Raw genomic sequence first — 16,422 nt, 5'->3', positions numbered from 1 at the left:
TCACACCGGCGTCAAGGTCAAGCCGCCCGGTGCCCGGATCGTACGCGGGAGGCCGCCCGTATCGATATATGAGACGGTCGTCTTGTATCGCAAGATGGGGTCTAGAGTCGAGAGCCATGAGATCCCCCGTTCGCCGGGCGCTCGTGGGCGTCGGCTCGATCGTCCTCGTCGCGGGATGCGGCACCCTGTTCGCGATGTCCAGCCGTCCCTGGGCGATGGTCGCGGTGCTCGCGGCGGGGATCGCGGCCGGCACCATCAACGCGATCGTCGGATCGGGATCATTGATCACATTCCCGACGCTGCTCGCCGTGGGCCTGCCCCCCATCACCGCGAACGTCTCGAACAACATCGGCCTGGTCCCCGGCGGGGTCACCGGAGTCCTGGGATACCGCGCCGAGCTCGCGGGACAGCGCGGCCGCCTCGCCCGGCTGGCCCCCGCCTCGGTGCTGGGTTCACTGATCGGCGGCTTGCTGCTGCTGAACCTGCCCGCGCAGGCGTTCACCGCCGTCGTCACGGTGCTGATCGGACTGTCCTGCGTCATGGTCCTCATCCAGCCCCGCCTCAGCCGCTGGCTGTCCGACCGGCCCCGGCGCGCGCACGGCGGACCATGGCTCCTGCTGGGCGTGTTCGCCGGCGGCGTCTACGGGGGCTACTTCGGCGCGGCCCAGGGCGTGCTGCTGGTCGGCCTGCTCGGCATCTTCCTCGACGAGCACCTGCAACGGATCAACGCGGCCAAGAACGCCCTCACCTTGCTGGTGAACGCCACGGCGGCCGTGCTGTACATCCTGGTCGCCAAGGTCGACTGGTGGGCCGTGGCGCTCGTGGCGCTGGGGTCGATGATCGGCGGCTACCTGGGCGCGCGCCTGGGCCGCCGCTTCCCGGCGCCGATCCTGCGCGGTGTGATCGTCTGCGTGGGTGTGGTGGCGATCGTCAAACTCGTCTCCGGCTGACCGCGCCGACCCGCGTGGCGAAGCCCGTGCGGACGCGGCCTCGCTGACGGGGTCCTGCCGGCGCGCCATGGCGTGAGATGAAGAAGATCACGGCTGCGGGCGAGTACCGGGTGACCGCCACCCCGGAGGAAGCCGATGCCCGTTGAATCAGAGACCGCTCCCCGCAGCCGGGACGACCCCGAGTGGTTCACCGACCTGTACGACCGGTACGCCGAGGACATCCATCGGTACATCGCCGGTCGCCTGGGACGGGAGTCCGCCGACGACCTGACCGCCGATGTCTTCCTGGTCGCGTTCCGCAAGAGGGCGACCTTCGACCCGGACCGCGGAGCCGTCAAGCCCTGGCTGTACGGGATCGCGACGAAGGTCGTGTCCCGCCATCGGCGCAGTGAGGGGCGCCGGCTCAAGGCCCTGTCCCGGGTGAGCGCCGAGCACGCGACCGACGGTCATGAAGACCATGTGGCCGCCCGCGTGGCGGCCCAGCGGGCCGGCCCGGAGTTGGCGCGGGCCATCAACGGCCTGTCCCAGACCGACCGCGACGTGCTGTTCCTGACCGCGCTGGGTGGGCTCAGCTACCAGGAGGTCGCCGAGGCCCTCGGCGTTCCCAGCGGGACCGTCGGCTCCCGCCTCAACCGGGCCAAGCGAGAACTGCGCCGTGTCCTCGGTGGCGTGAACCCCACGAAGGAGAACTGATGAAGGAGATCGAGGTCGTGAAGCAGTTGTTCACCGAGCCCAGGCCCACGCCGTCGGCCCTCGCCGCCGGACGCGAACGCGTGGTCAGGGGGACGCGCGGCCGTACGCGACGCGCGGCGCCGTTCTGGGCCGCCGGTGTCGCGCTGGGCGCGGCGGCGGCCACCGTGGCCGTGTTGACCGTGGGCAGCGGTGGATCGGGCGATCCCACCACGCCGCGATCGATCCGCCTGAGTGCCGCGCAGGAGGTGCTGACCAACGCCGCGCGGAACGCGGAGCGGCAGCCGGCCCTGGCTCCCCAGCCGAACCAGTGGGTCTATTACCGGTTCGCCGGCTACGACCCCAAGCGCAAGAACCACGTCTACAAGGACGAGGCCTGGATACGACTCGACGGCCGGCAGGACGCGAGCCGGATCGGTGGGCGGATCGTCGTCAGCGGTCCGACGACCCCCGAACCCGAGGTCTACACGCCGTTGGGCGCGTGGCGCCGCCTCGCCGGGCTGCCGACCGAGCCCCGGAAGATGCTGGCCGCCCTGCGCGGCCAGCCGGGACTTTCCCCGGACGGCGCCGATTCGCCCGACGAGCGGGCGTTCGCCAACGCCGGCGAGCTGCTGTGGAACTCCCCGCTGGGGGCGCCGCCGAAGGTGCAGTCCGCGCTGTACCGGGCGCTGGCGACCCTGCCCGGAATCCGCGTCGACAAGGCACGGGACGCCGTGGGAGAGCCCGCCGTCGGGCTGTCGCTACCCCACACTGCGGAGATCCTCTTCGACCCGGGGACTTATCGGTACCTGGGCGAGCGGGTGGTGAGCGACGGTGTCCAGAAGAAGCGCCCGCAACCGCCCGCGGGGATGCCCGCGGCCAAGCGCGAGGCCTGGGAGCGGTGGGCCGGCGATCCGGCCGACTACCGCGTCCCGCCGGCGGGAGCCCTCGTGAGCTCCCGGCTCCGGACCGTCGTGAAGCTCGTCGACAAGCCGGGGCGCCGGTAGCGGCTCGTGAGATCACAGCAGACGACATCCGAGAGAGGACGATCATGGCCATTCGACAGAACGCCGCAGGGGTCCTGGCGATCGCGGCGGCCACCCTGCTGGCGGCCGCACCGGCCGCGTCGGGCGACCCGCTGAGCAACGCAGGGTCATCGGCGACCGGGGCGACACCGCAATGGCGGTTGAACGATGTACCGGTCCAGGGCCGGGCCAATCTGGGCGGCGTCACGGCGGTGAGTCGCGACGACGCGTGGGCCGTGGGCTTCACCGTCAAGGACGAGGCGGCCGCCGCCAAGGCCAAGAGACTGTTCGCCGCCACCGGCCGGTCGCGGGCCGTCAAGGCGGACGAGTGCGATGACCTCGGTCTCCCCTCGCTGGCCCTGCATTGGGACGGCACCTCGTGGCGTCAGGTGGCGGTCCCCGACCTGGGGCGGATCAACTCTGTCAGCGCGTCGGGACCTCGGAACGTATGGGCGGCGGCGGACTGCGGAGTCCTCCACTGGGACGGCCAGGCATGGACACGGACGTCACCCGTGTCGATCCCGGGCACGGACGGCTACTACGACTCGGGGATCAAGGCCGTCGGCGCCAACGACGTCTGGCTGTCCGGATCGGCGTGGAACGGCACGACAGGGAGGACCCAGGGTTTCGTCCAGCACTGGGACGGCTCACGGTGGCAACTCGTCATGTTGCCCGCGATGGGCGACAGCTTCGACATCGGCGGCATCGACGCGCGTGGATCGCAGGACGTCTGGGTCGCGGGCACGGACTACGCCGGCGACGACGCCCACGCCGAGCGGATACTGCTCCTGCACTGGAACGGCCACGGCTGGAAGCGATTCCCCGAGCCGGCCAACGCCATGTGGGCCAAACGGGTCGTCCGGGTCCGGGCGGTCGCCGGCGACGACGTGTGGATCGCCGGCGTGGGCCAGCGCGTCCCGGACGGGCAGGACATCCGCCGTCCACTGATCTTCCACTGGGACGGTGCCACGTGGGCCGACACCCAGGCGCCCGACGAACGCGGCGATCTACTCGATATCGCCACCGACGGCCGTACGGTCCTCTCGGTCGGCGACACCTACTCGCCCCTCGACACCACGTACGAGGCGTATGCCCGACGCTGGACCGCGGCCGGCTGGACGCCCGCGCCGGTCCCCGCGCCCGGCATGGCGTCCATCACCGCACTGGCGCCCATTCCTGGCGGCGGACTGTGGGCGGTGGGCGCGTCCGGCGATGAGCACGCCATGCGGCCGTTCATCGCCCGCACCGGGCCCTGACCCACCTCCCGGCGCCGCACCGAGCCGATCCCGTGTCGGCGAGTCCGGGGGGCCGAGACGCACGTCTCGCCACCCCCGGACCAGGCGGTCAAGGCTCGAGGCCGTAGGCGTACACGATCGTCGCTTGGGAGACCGGGTCAGGGACGCTGGCCCGGCCGATCGACGATCTTCGGGGTGGCGTGCGTCTCAAGGTCGAGGATGGCGCCCTTCTTGATCGTCCATCTGCCGTCCGTGATCGTGGCCGCGCGGTCCTTGATGGCGACGTCGCGTTCGCCGAGATAGGCGTACGTCTTGGGATCGATCAGGATCTCCCGGAACAGGTATCCCTCCTCGACGCGTCCCACCGCGATGGCCGGACGTCCCGCCAGGTCGACGGTGTTCTTCCGCAGCGTGACACCGGGCAGGCGGGCGATCGCCCGGTAGACCGCCGCGACGATCTTGGGCGGTGCCACCCCGTTGCGCAGGATGGCGCAGTACTGGCCGTAGAGCGCGACCGCACGCTCCTCCGCGTTTCGCGGCTTCAGGCCACCGATGAACTCGTGGGAGGCGACAAAGGCGTCGAGGGCCGCCGGGTCGGTCGGCAGGGCGGCGAGCAGCGGATAGTTGTGCTTCCAGAGCCCGTTGCCGTTCTCGATCCGGACCTTGCCGTCGCCGTAGTGGCCCTCCTGCGCGCGGGCGATCTGCTTGCCGTCGGCACGCCACCACGTGCGCTCGGTGAAGTTCACGAGCGGCGTCTTCGGGGTGTTCACACGGGTTCCGATCGCGGGGAAGCGCTGGTGGGACTCCACGTAGATCCACTGGTCCGGGCGGGGCGCGAACGGCTGCGCGTCCGCGGCGCCGGCGGCGCGCTTCAGCAGGTCCTCGGCGTTGGCGACCGGCCCGGCGGGGATGATGGGGAGCACCGGGCGCGGGTGGCCGTGACCGTCGGTGCCGCCGACGTTCTGCGCGATCGTGACACCGGCGGCGATCGTGACCGCGAGGGCGCCGACGACGGCCAGCCGGACGCCCGTACGGGGCAGCCGGAACGGCCGGCGCGACGGCCTCGTCGCCGGAACGGCCTGAGCGGCCTGAGCGGCGTCGAGGAGGCGGCGGCGGCCTTCGATCACCGCGGTGGGGCCGGGCGGCGGGACTTCGGCGCACATGCGCTCGAGCTCGTTCACGGGTGAACTCCTTCTCCGACGGTCCGGGGGTCGGTGCCGCCGAGCGCGTCGCGGGTCTTCTTACGGGCGCGGTTGAGCCGGGAGTGGACGGTGCCCTTGGCGACGCCGAGGGCGGAGGCGATCTCGTCGGCGGACAGGCCACCGGCGGCGGTGAGCAGCAGGACGTCGCGCTGTCCGCGCGGCAGCCTGGCGAGCGCCGCCGCGAGCTCGCGGCGCATGCCCTGCGCGCTGACGCGCTCGGTGACGCGCTCGCTCGGGGACTCGACCGCCGGGTCGACGCCGGTCCTGGCGATGAGCCGCCAGAAGCGGTCCTCCGCCCGGTGGTGCCGTCCGACCAGGTGGGTGGCGATGCCGTAGAGCCAGGGCCGGGCGTTCGGGAACGCCAGGTCGTAGCGGTCCCGCTGCCGGAAGGCGATCAGGAACGTCTCGGCCATCAGATCGTCGGCCTCGTCGCGGCCGAGCCGCCGGGCGAGGTACCGGTGGATCGTCGCGTGATGCCGGTCGTACAGGGCCGCGAACCGCTCCGGTTCGCGCAGCGAGGCCTTGATCACCTCGGCGTCGGTCTCGGCGCTCACGGGCTTCTCGTCTCGGTCATGCGACCCTCTCGGGTGGGGGGTGTCACCTGTTGTTGCCGTAGCCGGTGACGCCGCTTCCCCGAGCGTCGCGTACGGGACGGATCAGCTCCTCCGGCGGCCCTTCTCCCGCCGTCTGAGCAGGGGTTTGCGCTCAGGGCGGAGGTGCGGGGCCGGATCCTGGCCGTTGACGACGGTGGGCTCGGCGGGCGGTTCGACGCCGGTGGCGCGCCGGAGGAGGGCCCACAGGTGCCCGTTGACGTCGGCGGCGCGTTCGAGGGTCAGCAGGTGCCCGGCGCCGGGGATCACCGCGAGCTCGGCGCCGGGGATCTCGGCGGCGAGGGCCTCGGCGTGCCGTACGGGCGTGATCAGGTCCCGGTCGCCGACCATGACGAGCACGGGCACGCGCCCGAGCGCGGGCAGCGCGGCCCGTTTGTCGTACGTGATGAGCTCCTTGTAGAAGTCGGCGATCACCTCGATGGGGACGGAGCTCATCAGCCGGGTGGTGACCTCGGCGACCTCCTTCGACACGCGGGCGCCGAACAGGTACGACCGGGTCAGCAGGAAGGACATCCCGCCGAGCGGTCGCCGGGCGGCGTCCACCAGCCGGGCCTGGTAGCGGAGCGTGGCCAGCGTGACGGGGACCATGCGGTGCAGGACGCGGGCCGTGCGCTCGGGCAGCCCGATCGTCACGGAGGACAGGTCGCCGGAGGAGGTCGCCGCGAGGAGCACGCCGGCGATTCGCTCGCCGAACAGCTCCGGGTGCGCCTCGGCGAGCCCGAGGATCGCCATACCGCCCATCGAGTGGCCGACCAGGACGACCGGCCCCTCCCGCGCGGTCGCCTCGAGCACCGAGTACAGATCGCGGCCCAGTTGGTCGATGGTGGCGTTCGGTGGATCCCCCCAGCCGGATCGGCCGTGCCCGCGGAGGTCCCAGAGCACGGCGCGGGCCCGGCCGCCCAGCGCGTCCCGCTGGATGTGCCAGCTGGTGGAGTTGAGCAGGAACCCGTGGCAGAAGACGACGGTCACCCTGGCCTCGGCGGCCTCCTGCACCTCGACGTGCAGCCGGACGCCGTCATCGGCGGTGATCGTCGGCGTCCGGAGATCCGGCTGCCCGACGTTCGGCCCCTCGGGAGATCCGTTCGGCCACCAGGTGTGCCTGCCCAGCACCTTGGTGATTTCCGTGAACGACATGGCCACCTCCGCCCGTTGCCGCTCCCAGCTCTTTACGGTGGCCCCTAACTCCAGTTTGGGTCATGGTGAAGGCATCGTCAAAGAGAGGGGCCGGATCGACGGAGCTCACAGCACGGACAGGTACGGGGTTCGGTCATCCGCCCGGGGCTGCCACGCCGAGCCGTCCGCCGTCCCGCTCGGTCATCCATCCAGTACGGGGCCTGCCACGGTGAGCCATCCGTCCTCCTCGGTGACCGTGGTCCCGAACGCGGCGCAGGCGGCGGCGAACCGCTTGTGGATCCAGGCGTGGTCGGCGCCGGTGGCGAGACGGGTACGGGCGTACTCGAGCGTCAGCGGAACGGCGGTAAGCCGGGCGATCCGGCGCCCCTCTAGTTTCACGTGGAACATGAGACCCAGATCGTTCCGCAATACCGGGTCCACGGCGTAGTCGTCGATGAGGTCGCCGAGGTCGTACAGGACACGGCCGCACACGCCGTGGAAGACATGCGCGGAGTGCCCGGCGACCAGGGTCGCCCCGGCGTCGACCAGCGCCCGCGCCGCCGCCCGTATGTGGCGGAGGGGTTCGGTGGTCATGTTCGGGCCCCAGTGCGCCAGCACGAGCACGAGGACCCCGTCGGCGGACAGCGCGTGGATCCGGTCGGTGAGCCAGGCCGGGACGTCGTGGCGTAGGTCGGCGTACGCGACCCCGGGCCGGTCGGCGCGGGCGGCGAAGTCGGGCGGATGGTCGGTGACGCCGAGGACGGCCACGCGCGAGTCCCCGAGGTCGAAGAGGGCGGGTTCCCGTGCCTGTGGCAGGTCGGGTCCCGCGCCGACGGCCCGGATGCCCGCGCGGGTCAGGTGCGCGAGCGTGTCCGTCAGAGCCTCGTGGCCGTAGTCCAGCGCGTGGTTGTTGGCCAGCGTCACGCCGTCGATCCCCAGGTCGGCGAGCGTGTCGACGGCTCGCGGCGGGGCGCGGAAGTGGAACGGTTTGCCGGGAGCCGGCCAGGGGTGGCCGCGCGCGGACAGACAGCACTCGAGGTTGATCAGCGACAGGTCGGCGGAGCGGAACATCCGCCGCACCTCGTCGGCGAACAGCCCGTACGGCCCGGACACGGCGATTCGCTCCGCGACCCCGCGTCCCAGCATCGTGTCGCCGCCCAGGGCGACGGTGATGGCCACGCCGGACTCCCCCCCATCAGGATCGCCGCGCGGGCCGCGCCGGGCCAAGGGCCGAAGGTCCCGCCCGACGACCGAGGCACGGCTCTCCCGGGCGGCCTGGCGGCGATGTTCTCCTGGGCGGCCTGGCGGCGATGTTCCCCCGCGCGGCCTGGCTGCGATGTTCTCCCGGGCTGCCTTGCGGCGACGTCCTCCTGGGCTGCCTTGCGGCGATCGTCCACAGCCTGTGGACGGAGCCGTACCCTGGGACCATGCCGGAGCTGCCGGAGGTGGAGTCCCTCGCCGCCTTCCTGCGCGAGCACGCCGTCGGGCGGGCGATCGCGCGGATCGACGTGGCCGCCATCTCATCGCTGAAGACGTACGATCCGCCGATCACCGCGCTGAACGGCCTGACCATCACCGGGGTCGCGCGCCACGGCAAGTTCATCGACCTGGACGTCGACGGCGTGCACCTGGTCATCCACCTGGCCCGGGCGGGCTGGCTGCGCTGGAAGGACGCGTTGCCGTCGGCGCCGCTTCGGCCGGGCAAGGGCCCGCTGGCCCTCCGGGTGCACCTCGACGACGGATCCGGGTTCGATCTGACCGAGGCGGGCACCCAGAAGAGGCTCGCGGTCTACGTCGTACGCGACGCCGCGGAGGTCCCGGGCGTGCGGTCGCTCGGCCCCGATCCGCTCGCCGACGGCTTCACCATGGACACGCTGAAGGGCATCCTCGACGGCCGGCGCACCCAGATCAAGGGACTGCTGCGCGACCAGAGCGTGATCGCCGGCATCGGTAACGCCTACTCCGACGAGGTCCTGCACGTGGCGCGGATGTCGCCGTTCAAGCTGGCGGCGAGCTTCACGGACGAGGACGTCGCGACGCTGTACGACGCGATCGTCCGCACGCTCGGCGATGCCGTCGAGCGCTCCCGCGGCCTGGCGGCCAAGGACCTCAAGGGCGAGAAGAAGGAGGGCCTGCGGGTGCACGGCCGGGCAGGTCAGAAGTGCCCGGTGTGCGGCGACACGATCAGAGAGGTGTCGTTCGCGGACTCCGCCCTGCAGTACTGCCCGACCTGCCAGACGGGCGGCAAGCCCCTGGCGGACCGCCGGATGTCCCGACTGCTCAAGTGAGCCGCGCGTCCACCCGGGTATGGACGCCGCCCTGGTCCGCGCTGCCGACGGCGACGCGAGCGGCGCATCCGGGGGCGAAAGGCACTATGGCGCGATCCCCGTGGACCGTGCTCGGCGGGCGGCCGCCGTCCTGGCAGGCCGCTGCCGTAAGCGGGGTCACTTCTCCTGGCAGGCCGCTGCCGTAAGGAAGCGGAGTCAGCCCTCCAGGCGGGCCGCCGTCGACCGTGTCAGCGGACGGCCGCGGCCCTGCCGGAGCGTCGGAGGTCCGTGCTCAGCGGACCGGCGGGTGCGGGCCGAACAGCAGGCCCAGGGTGCCCCACCGCTTGATCTCGCAGCCGTTCTTACGGCTGAAGGTCGAGTCGACCTTCTTGCCGTTCCACGTGCCGGTGACGGTCGCCGTCTCCGGGCCGCCGTAGATCTGGGTGCACATGACGTTCTTCGGCGTCGGCGCGAACGGGTCCTTGCCCGCCACACCCGCCGTGGCGAGGGCCGCGCACGCCTCCTTGGCCTTGGGCAGGTCGCCGCCGACGGGGTCGCAGGTGAGCGTGTGCGTCTTGGGCTGCGACGTCTGCGACTCGCGCACGGTGATGGTCAGCCGGGTCTTTCCCGCCTGCCCCGGCCCCGGCGTGGCCGATGATCCAGTGGTGGACGGTCCGCTCGGTTTGACCGTCGCGTTGTCCTGCCCGCTGCCGCAACCGCCCAGCAACAGGGCGGCGGCGGCGATGCCGGGGATGGCGACGGCCGCTGGTCCCAGTCTGGTTAGAGATTGCCTCATGACGATTCGACGCCGGGCGTCGGCTCGTGGTTCCGTTAACTTGTGAATGCTTTCAGGGACCAGGTTCCCGCGGTTGAGGTCGCCAAGGTTCCGGACGACGCATACCTCCTGGACGTGCGCGAACTGGACGAATGGCAGGCCGGGCACGCGCCTCGCGCGATCCACATCCCCCTCAGTCAGCTCGGCGCCCGCGCGTCCGAGGTGCCCACCGGCGATGACGTCTTCGTCATCTGCCGGTCGGGGGCCCGGTCGGCGTCGGTGGTCGCGGCGTTCAACAACGCCGGCTGGAAGACCGCGAACGTCTCGGGCGGCATGCACGCCTGGGTCGCGGCGGGCCGTCCGATGGTCAGTGAATCGGGCAGCGAGCCATACGTCGCCTGACCGAGGTACATTAACGGCGGAAAAGTTCAGACCTCGCGGGAGCTCGGGCGACGACCGGGCTGAGAGGGCGGCTACGCAGTGCCGCCGACCGCTCGAACCTGACCGGGTAATGCCGGCGTAGGGAGTGTGCCTTGAGCACTGCCGTCGACGAACGTCCACTCGACAACGAGGCCCCGTACACCCTCGACCAGCCCGCCCCCAGGGTCCTCAGCTTCTGGGACCAGAGCGCCTTCTGGGCCAACCTGGGCGTGAGCCTCCTCGCCTTCTCCGGCGCCTACTCGGTGCTCGCCCCGGACGCCCAAGGCAACCCCCGGCTGCCCATCGTCGGCGGGATCGTCGCCATGGTCGTCGGCACCGCGATCGGCGGGATCATGCTCGGGCTGGCGGCCGTGTCCGGCACCCGCGCCGGCGTCCCCGCGATGATGATGCTGCGCGGCCTGTTCGGGACGCGCCTCTCGTACGTCCCCACCGTGATGAACATCCTGCAGATGATCGGCTGGGGCACCTTCGAGCTGGTCACGATCGCGGGCGCGGCGAAGGAACTCGTCGGCGGCGGCCCGCACTGGGCGTACGTCATCGTCGCGGGCGTGGTCACGACCGTGCTGACCATCTGGCCGCTCGGCTCCGTCCGGGTCCTGCGCCGGTACGTCACCGCGGCGGTCGTCCTGGCCCTCGCCTACTTCTACGTGCAACTCGTCCGTCAGCCCCTGCCGAACCTCACCCACGGGTCGTGGAGCCACTTCTGGATCGGCGCGGACGCCGCGCTGGCCGTCTCCATCTCCTGGGTGCCCATGGCGGCCGACTACACGCGGCACTCCCGCTCCGAGCGGGCGTCGTTCGGCGCCGCGAGCGTGGCGTACGGGCTGACGCAGGTCGTCGCGTACGTCCTGGGCCTGCTGGCGCTCGCCCTGGTCGCCGGCGACTCGTCCAAGGTGTTCGGGCCGTTCCAGCACGTCGCCCTCGGCACGCTGTTCTTCGCGGTGTTCGTCCTGCGCGAGGTCGACCAGTCGTTCGCGAACGTCTACTCGACCGCGGTCTCGATCCAGAACCTCGTGCCCCGCGTGGACCGGCGGCTGCTCACCGTCACCCTGGGCGCCCTCACGACGCTGCTCGCCCTCGTCCTGAACATGGACAACTACTCGGGCTTCCTCACGCTGATCGGGTCGGTGTTCGTGCCGATGCTCGGCGTGCTGGCCGTGGACTTCTTCTGCTTCACCGGACGGCGCGGCTGGAACGTCTCCGACCGTGCGCCCGCCCGCTGGGGGATGGTCGTCGCGTGGGTGGCGGGCATCGCGACGTACCAGCTCATCAACCCCGGTCAGGTCGGGTGGTGGTCGCGGATGTGGACGCACGCGCAGAGCGCGCTGCACTTCACTCCGGCGGACTGGATGAGCGCCTCGCTCCTGTCCTTCGCCGTCGCGGCGGCGGTCACCGGCGCGATCGGTCTCATTCGCCGGTGAAACAGCCGGGAGATCGGTCGGGGTTGGCCGTGAGGTCGGTCGGGGTTGGCCGTGAGGTCGGTCGGGGTCGGCCGGGAGGTCGGTCGGGGTCGGTTGGTCGCGGGGTGAGCCGGTCGGGGCGAGCCGGTCGGGGAAGAACGCTGAATCGCACGTCACGGCGTCGTCGCGCCCGTCATGATGGGGGTACGGAGTGGCGGGAGGCGATCACGATGGCGCAGTGTGATCACGACTGGGTGCAGACCGCGCCCAACCAGAAACGATGCCGCAAGTGCGGATTGGTGCTGACCTTCGCATAGGGACGTGACGCGGGTGGCACTATGGGCCGCGTGAGCTCGTCTGACGCGATGATGCGGGCGGCGGTGGCATCCTCCGCCGACGCGATGATCGCGTTGGGGGCCGACCTGACCGTACGGCTGTGGAACCCCGCGGCCGAGCGGATGTTCGGCTGGACCGCGGAAGAGGTGCTGGGCCGGCCGCTGCGCGTCGTCCCCGAGGAGCACACCGCGGAGCACCGCGCCGTGCTCGAACGCGTCCGCGAGGGCGGCCACATCTCGTTCCTCACCCGGCGGCTGCACCGCGACGGCCGGCTGATCGACACGCGGGCGGTCGCCAGCGCCATGCGCGGCGAGGACGGTGAGTTCCTCGGCTGGATCGGTCTCTACCGCCCGGTGCGGGAGGACGAGGCCGTTCAGCACCAGACCGCCGAGCGCATCCGTCTCGTGCGGCGGCTCAACGACGTGGTGGCCGACCTCAACACCGAGCTGGAGCTCCCGGCGGTCCTCGACCGGGTCACGTCGGGTCTCATCGAGCTCACCGGCGCGGACGCCGCCGGCTTCGTCGTCATCGAGCAGGCCACCAACACCCTGCGGCTGGTCAGTATGACCGGGCTGCCCCGGCGGCTGCGCGGGGCGACCGCCGACCTCCGCTCCAGCCTCGTCGGCGAGCTGCTGCGCTCCGGCCGTACCGTCATGCTGGCCACGGCCGACACGCGCAGCCTCAGCGACCTGATCTGGTCCGAGCTCGACGGCCTGCACACGATCGCCGTGGGCATCTCGAACATCCAGGGCAGCCCGTACGGCGCGTTGTACGCCCTGTTCTCCCGGCGCAAGGCGGGCCACATCGAGCTGGAGCTCCTCGAGCTGTTCGCCGGGCACGCCGGCGTCGTCCTCGGCAACGCCATGAACTACGCCGAGGTGGTCCGGCAGCGCAGGCACGAGCGGGCGGTGATCGAGGCCAGCGCGGACGGCATCGCGGTGCTCGACCGCGACGGCGTCGTCCAGCGGTGGAATCCCGCGGCGCACGCGATCACCGGCCTGGCCTCCGAGGACGTCATCGGCCGGCCGCTGCCGTTCGCGCTGCCCGCTCCGGGCGGCGAGTCGACGATCCAGCTGGAGTCCGGCACCTGGCTGAACGTCCTGCACACCGCGATCGAGGGCCACGACGAGGTGGTCGTCGACTTCCGTGACGTCACCGAGGCCAAGTCCCTCGAAGCGGCCAAGGACCTCTTCCTGTCCATGACCAGCCACGAGCTGCGCACGCCGATCACGGTCGTGCAGGGGTTCGCCAAGACGCTGGTCGACCGGTGGGAGAAGCTCGAGGAGGCCGACCGGCGGCGCGCGGTCGCGACGATCGCCGACCGCGCGGACGCCCTCGGCCGTCTCGTCGACAACCTGCTGTACTCCCGCGCGGTGCCGAACGGGCTGAGCGTCACCAGTGAGCCGTTCGACCTGGGGCGGCTGCTGCGCGGCGCGGCGTACGGCTTCCGCGGCGTGTCCGAGCGTCACCTGGTCGAGCTGGAGATCGCCGAGGACCTGCCGTCGGCCCTCGGTGACTCCATGGCGACGGACATCATCGTCGGCCAGCTGCTGGAGAACGCGGTGAAGTACTCACCGGAAGGCGGCGTCATCACGGTCCGTGCGGACGTCGACGGCGACGCCATCGTCGTGACGGTGGAGGACGACGGGATCGGGATCGCCGCCGGCGATCGCGAGCGCGTCTTCGAGCGTTTCGTGCAGGGCGAGGCGGGGGACCGCCGCCGTTTCGGGGGCCTCGGACTGGGGCTGTACATCGTGCGCCGGCTGGCCCGCGCGCAGCAGGGCGACGTCTCCGCGCACCCGCGCGCGGACGGGCTGGGAGGCACCTCCATGCGCTTCACCCTCCCCCGATTTGGTGACTCTGTGTGACAGGTCATACTGGTGCATACCGCTCAAATGGGCTGATCTTCGCAGCGTGGCGGAGGTCACAGTTACACGTGGTGTTGGTAACAGATTCCTGTGGCGCGGTTTCCAGGTTTTTTAAGCGGGCATTTCGGTTGTAACCGGGGTGACCACGTAACGGGGAGTATCCGGGAGCCAGTGCCCGGGGAGGTGAGGGTGTCGAGCGTCGTGTTCCTGCCACATGCGCCGTCCAGCGTCTCGGGCGTGCGAAAGCGCCTGTGCGCCGACCTGCTCGCGTCCGGTGTGTACGAGGAGGTCGCGGACGACGCGGCCGTCATCATCAGCGAGCTCATCAGCAATGCGCTACGTCACGCACGCCCCCTGCCGTCCGGCGACATCCGGGTGTCCTGGAGCCGTGACGGCGACCTCATCCAACTGGCCGTCAGTGACGGTGGCTCGATGACCGAGCCGCGGCGGACGCGTGCCGCCCTGTCCTCGCTCGGCGGCCGCGGTCTCAGCATCGTCGAGACGCTCTCGGAGGGCTGGGGCGTCTCCCATGAGGACGACGGCACCACCGTCTGGGCGAGCCTCCGGGTCACCCAGCCGGCCAACGGCCACCCCCTGCCGGGGATCCACCCGCTGAAGATCGCCTTCGATCCCTCCTTCTGAGCGGTTCGCGGCGACGACGGCAGGAGAGGCGCCGTGCTCTCTCGTCCACCATGTATCTTGGCGTTCAAGACGAATTGGGGCTTGGATGTCGAGAGAACCCAGTGATGATCTCCGGCGGGCCGTCGGCGAGGAGATGCAGGCGATGCAGGCGGCCGTCGACGCCTACGACGAGGCCGCCGCACGGGTCCTCGGCGTCAACCGTACGGACCTGCGCTGCCTCGAGCTTCTCATGCGGCACGACGCGCTGACCCCCGGCCGCATCGGGCCCGAGCTCGGCCTGACCACCGGCAGCGTCACGGCGATGCTCGACCGGCTGGAGCGCCTCGGCTATGCGACACGTTCGCCCGACCCCGGCGACCGGCGCAAGGTGCTGGTCACGATCACCGATGCCGCCCGCGAGAAGGCGTGGCGGCTGTACGGCCCGTTCGCCACCGAAGGCGACGCCCTCATGCGGGAGTACGCCGAGGCCGACCTCGAAGTACTCGCCGGCTTCCTGCGCCGCTCCCGGGAGCTCTACGAACGGCAGTTGAAGCGCACCCTCGAGGAGCACGCCGGGAGCTAGCGCGGGTCGGTTACCGCAGGTCCGTTACCCGAGGTCGGTTACCCCGGGTCCGCTACACCGGGTCGCGGAGGATCGGGCAGGACATGCAGCGCGGGCCGCCCCGGCCGCTGCCCAGCTCGCTGCCCTGGATCCGGATGACCTCGATGCCCGCCGCCTCGAGGCGCGCGTTGGTCTCGACGTTGCGCTCGTACGCGACCGCCATGCGCGGACCGATCGCCAGGGTGTTGTTGCCGTCGTCCCACTGCTCGCGTTCGGCGGTGACGGGGTCGAGACCGGTGTCGATCACTCGAAGCCGGTCGATGCCCATCGCCTCGGCGGCGGCCTCCAGGAACGGCCGGGCCCGCGAGACGCGCAGGTCGTCGTCGTCCTTGGTCACCGTGTAGGCGACCAGGGAGTAGGCCACGGCCGGGTACATCACGACCTTGTCGACGTCGACCATCGTGCAGATGGTGTCGAGGTGCATCGTCGCGCGTTCCTGCGCGATCGGCACCGCCAGGACCGTGTGCGCGAGACCGGCGTCGAACGCGCGGCGGGCGATCCGCTCCACACCGGCCGGGGTCGTACGCTCGCCGGTGCCGATCGCGAGCACGCCGGGGGCGAGCAGGAGGACGTCGCCGCCCTCGATGTGCTCCAAGCCGGGTTCGTACAGCTGCTTCGTGCCCTCGAACCGCGGGTGGTACCGGTAGATCACCCGGGTGAGGGCGGTCTCGCGGCTCCGCGCCCGCATCGCGAGGCTCGTCACGGCGACCTGGTCGCCGACCCACACGCTCGAGTCGCGGGTGAACAGGACGTTCGGCAGCGGGTCGATGACGAAGTCGTGCCGGTCCATGAGCCGGTACACCAGGCCCCGTCCGGTCTTCAGCTCCTCATGGGCGAGCCCGGCCACGAGCACCTGGGTGAGGTCCTCAGTAGTCAGCTCCGCGAGGTGGCTCTCCAGGAGGACGCGGAGCCGGTCACCGAGTCGCTGGTCGCGGAGGACGTCGGCGATCGCCTCGTCGCGCGCGTGCTGGTACTCCAGCGTCTCCTGGAGCAGCTCGGTGAGGTAGAGGACCTCGACATCGTGGTCACGCAGGGCCTGCGCGAACGCGTCGTGCTCCTGCTGGGCGCGGCCGACCCAGGGGATGCCGTCGAAGAGCAGTTGATCGTTGTTGCGGGGGGTGAGTCGCTTGAGCTCTGGGCCCGGTCGGTGCAGAAGGACCGTGCGGAGGCGACCGACCTCGCTGTCGACGCGATGCACATGAGTCACATGAGGAGCTTAACCGGATATTCCAGCTCTGACCTTGTCGGATCTTCCCGAACCGGCCAAAGACTCCACAACGGGATAGT

16 protein-coding genes and 1 riboswitch are annotated in these 16,422 nt (G+C 71.2%); of the genes, 10 read left to right on the top strand and 6 right to left on the bottom strand.

What is annotated here, in order from left to right:
• Window positions 1–194: 194 nt before the first annotated feature.
• The 4 genes from ACYVF7_RS58890 (at window position 195) to ACYVF7_RS58875 (ending at window position 3,900) form a co-directional block, all read left to right on the top strand.
• Window positions 195–950: a sulfite exporter TauE/SafE family protein gene (locus tag ACYVF7_RS58890; protein WP_460358614.1), complete on the top strand. Its 756-nt coding sequence runs from the start codon at window positions 195–197 to the stop codon at window positions 948–950.
• Between the two features lie 135 nt (window positions 951–1,085).
• Window positions 1,086–1,643: an RNA polymerase sigma factor gene (locus tag ACYVF7_RS58885; protein WP_460357499.1), complete on the top strand. Its 558-nt coding sequence runs from the start codon at window positions 1,086–1,088 to the stop codon at window positions 1,641–1,643.
• On the top strand, window positions 1,643–2,626 hold the full coding sequence (locus ACYVF7_RS58880) for a CU044_5270 family protein (protein ID WP_460357496.1): 984 nt from the start codon (window positions 1,643–1,645) through the stop codon (window positions 2,624–2,626). The genes ACYVF7_RS58885 and ACYVF7_RS58880 overlap by 1 nt, the downstream gene beginning before the upstream one ends.
• A gap of 44 nt (window positions 2,627–2,670) precedes the next feature.
• The gene (locus ACYVF7_RS58875) at window positions 2,671–3,900 is read left to right on the top strand and encodes a hypothetical protein (RefSeq protein ID WP_460357494.1); all 1,230 of its coding nucleotides are present in this window, start codon (window positions 2,671–2,673) and stop codon (window positions 3,898–3,900) included.
• A 137-nt stretch (window positions 3,901–4,037) separates the two neighbouring features.
• Here the strand turns inward: ACYVF7_RS58875 and ACYVF7_RS58870 are convergent, their stop codons facing one another.
• From ACYVF7_RS58870 to ACYVF7_RS58855, 4 genes are all read right to left on the bottom strand, one after another.
• A complete protein-coding gene (locus ACYVF7_RS58870) occupies window positions 4,038–5,060 on the bottom strand; it encodes a CU044_5270 family protein (RefSeq protein ID WP_460357492.1) in 1,023 nt (340 codons plus the stop codon).
• Complete coding sequence (locus tag ACYVF7_RS58865) at window positions 5,057–5,635, bottom strand: RNA polymerase sigma factor (protein WP_460357490.1); 579 nt, start codon at window positions 5,633–5,635, stop codon at window positions 5,057–5,059. Before ACYVF7_RS58865 ends, ACYVF7_RS58870 begins: the two co-directional genes overlap by 4 nt.
• 102 nt (window positions 5,636–5,737) lie before the next feature.
• Window positions 5,738–6,826, bottom strand: coding sequence for an alpha/beta fold hydrolase (locus tag ACYVF7_RS58860; protein WP_460357487.1), 1,089 nt, complete (start codon window positions 6,824–6,826; stop codon window positions 5,738–5,740).
• 180 nt (window positions 6,827–7,006) lie between these two features.
• A complete protein-coding gene (locus ACYVF7_RS58855) occupies window positions 7,007–7,984 on the bottom strand; it encodes a CapA family protein (protein WP_460357484.1) in 978 nt (325 codons plus the stop codon).
• A gap of 248 nt (window positions 7,985–8,232) precedes the next feature.
• Between ACYVF7_RS58855 and ACYVF7_RS58850 the strand changes: the two genes are divergently transcribed.
• Window positions 8,233–9,093, top strand: coding sequence for an Fpg/Nei family DNA glycosylase (locus ACYVF7_RS58850; RefSeq protein ID WP_460357482.1), 861 nt, complete (start codon window positions 8,233–8,235; stop codon window positions 9,091–9,093).
• A gap of 271 nt (window positions 9,094–9,364) precedes the next feature.
• On the opposite strand, the gene ACYVF7_RS58845 is transcribed toward ACYVF7_RS58850, so the two are convergent.
• Window positions 9,365–9,868, bottom strand: coding sequence for an SSI family serine proteinase inhibitor (locus ACYVF7_RS58845; protein ID WP_460357480.1), 504 nt, complete (start codon window positions 9,866–9,868; stop codon window positions 9,365–9,367).
• Between the two features lie 42 nt (window positions 9,869–9,910).
• On the opposite strand from ACYVF7_RS58845, the gene ACYVF7_RS58840 reads away from it, so the two are divergent.
• The 5 genes from ACYVF7_RS58840 to ACYVF7_RS58820 all read left to right on the top strand — a co-directional run bounded on the left by ACYVF7_RS58840 (window position 9,911) and on the right by ACYVF7_RS58820 (window position 15,096).
• A complete protein-coding gene (locus tag ACYVF7_RS58840; RefSeq protein ID WP_460357477.1) occupies window positions 9,911–10,249 on the top strand; it encodes a rhodanese-like domain-containing protein in 339 nt (112 codons plus the stop codon).
• A gap of 25 nt (window positions 10,250–10,274) precedes the next feature.
• Window positions 10,275–10,390: riboswitch (TPP riboswitch) on the top strand.
• Window positions 10,381–11,709, top strand: a complete 1,329-nt coding sequence (locus tag ACYVF7_RS58835; protein ID WP_460357474.1) for a purine-cytosine permease family protein — start codon at window positions 10,381–10,383, stop codon at window positions 11,707–11,709. It overlaps the preceding riboswitch by 10 nt.
• Window positions 11,710–12,026: 317 nt before the next feature.
• Window positions 12,027–13,892, top strand: a complete 1,866-nt coding sequence (locus tag ACYVF7_RS58830; protein WP_460357472.1) for a sensor histidine kinase — start codon at window positions 12,027–12,029, stop codon at window positions 13,890–13,892.
• A 171-nt stretch (window positions 13,893–14,063) separates the two neighbouring features.
• Complete coding sequence (locus ACYVF7_RS58825) at window positions 14,064–14,534, top strand: ATP-binding protein (protein ID WP_460357469.1); 471 nt, start codon at window positions 14,064–14,066, stop codon at window positions 14,532–14,534.
• An 85-nt stretch (window positions 14,535–14,619) separates the two neighbouring features.
• Window positions 14,620–15,096 (top strand): MarR family winged helix-turn-helix transcriptional regulator, encoded by a 477-nt coding sequence (locus ACYVF7_RS58820; RefSeq protein WP_460357467.1) that lies wholly within the window; start codon window positions 14,620–14,622, stop codon window positions 15,094–15,096.
• A gap of 52 nt (window positions 15,097–15,148) precedes the next feature.
• Here ACYVF7_RS58820 and ACYVF7_RS58815 read toward each other — a convergent pair whose 3' ends face one another.
• A complete protein-coding gene (locus tag ACYVF7_RS58815) occupies window positions 15,149–16,342 on the bottom strand; it encodes an arginine deiminase (protein ID WP_460357464.1) in 1,194 nt (397 codons plus the stop codon).
• Window positions 16,343–16,422: the final 80 nt, after the last annotated feature.

The organism is Actinoallomurus acanthiterrae (genome assembly GCF_054775715.1).
Note: the sequence above shows the minus strand (reverse complement) of the source record. Positions and strands in the feature narration are given on the sequence as shown.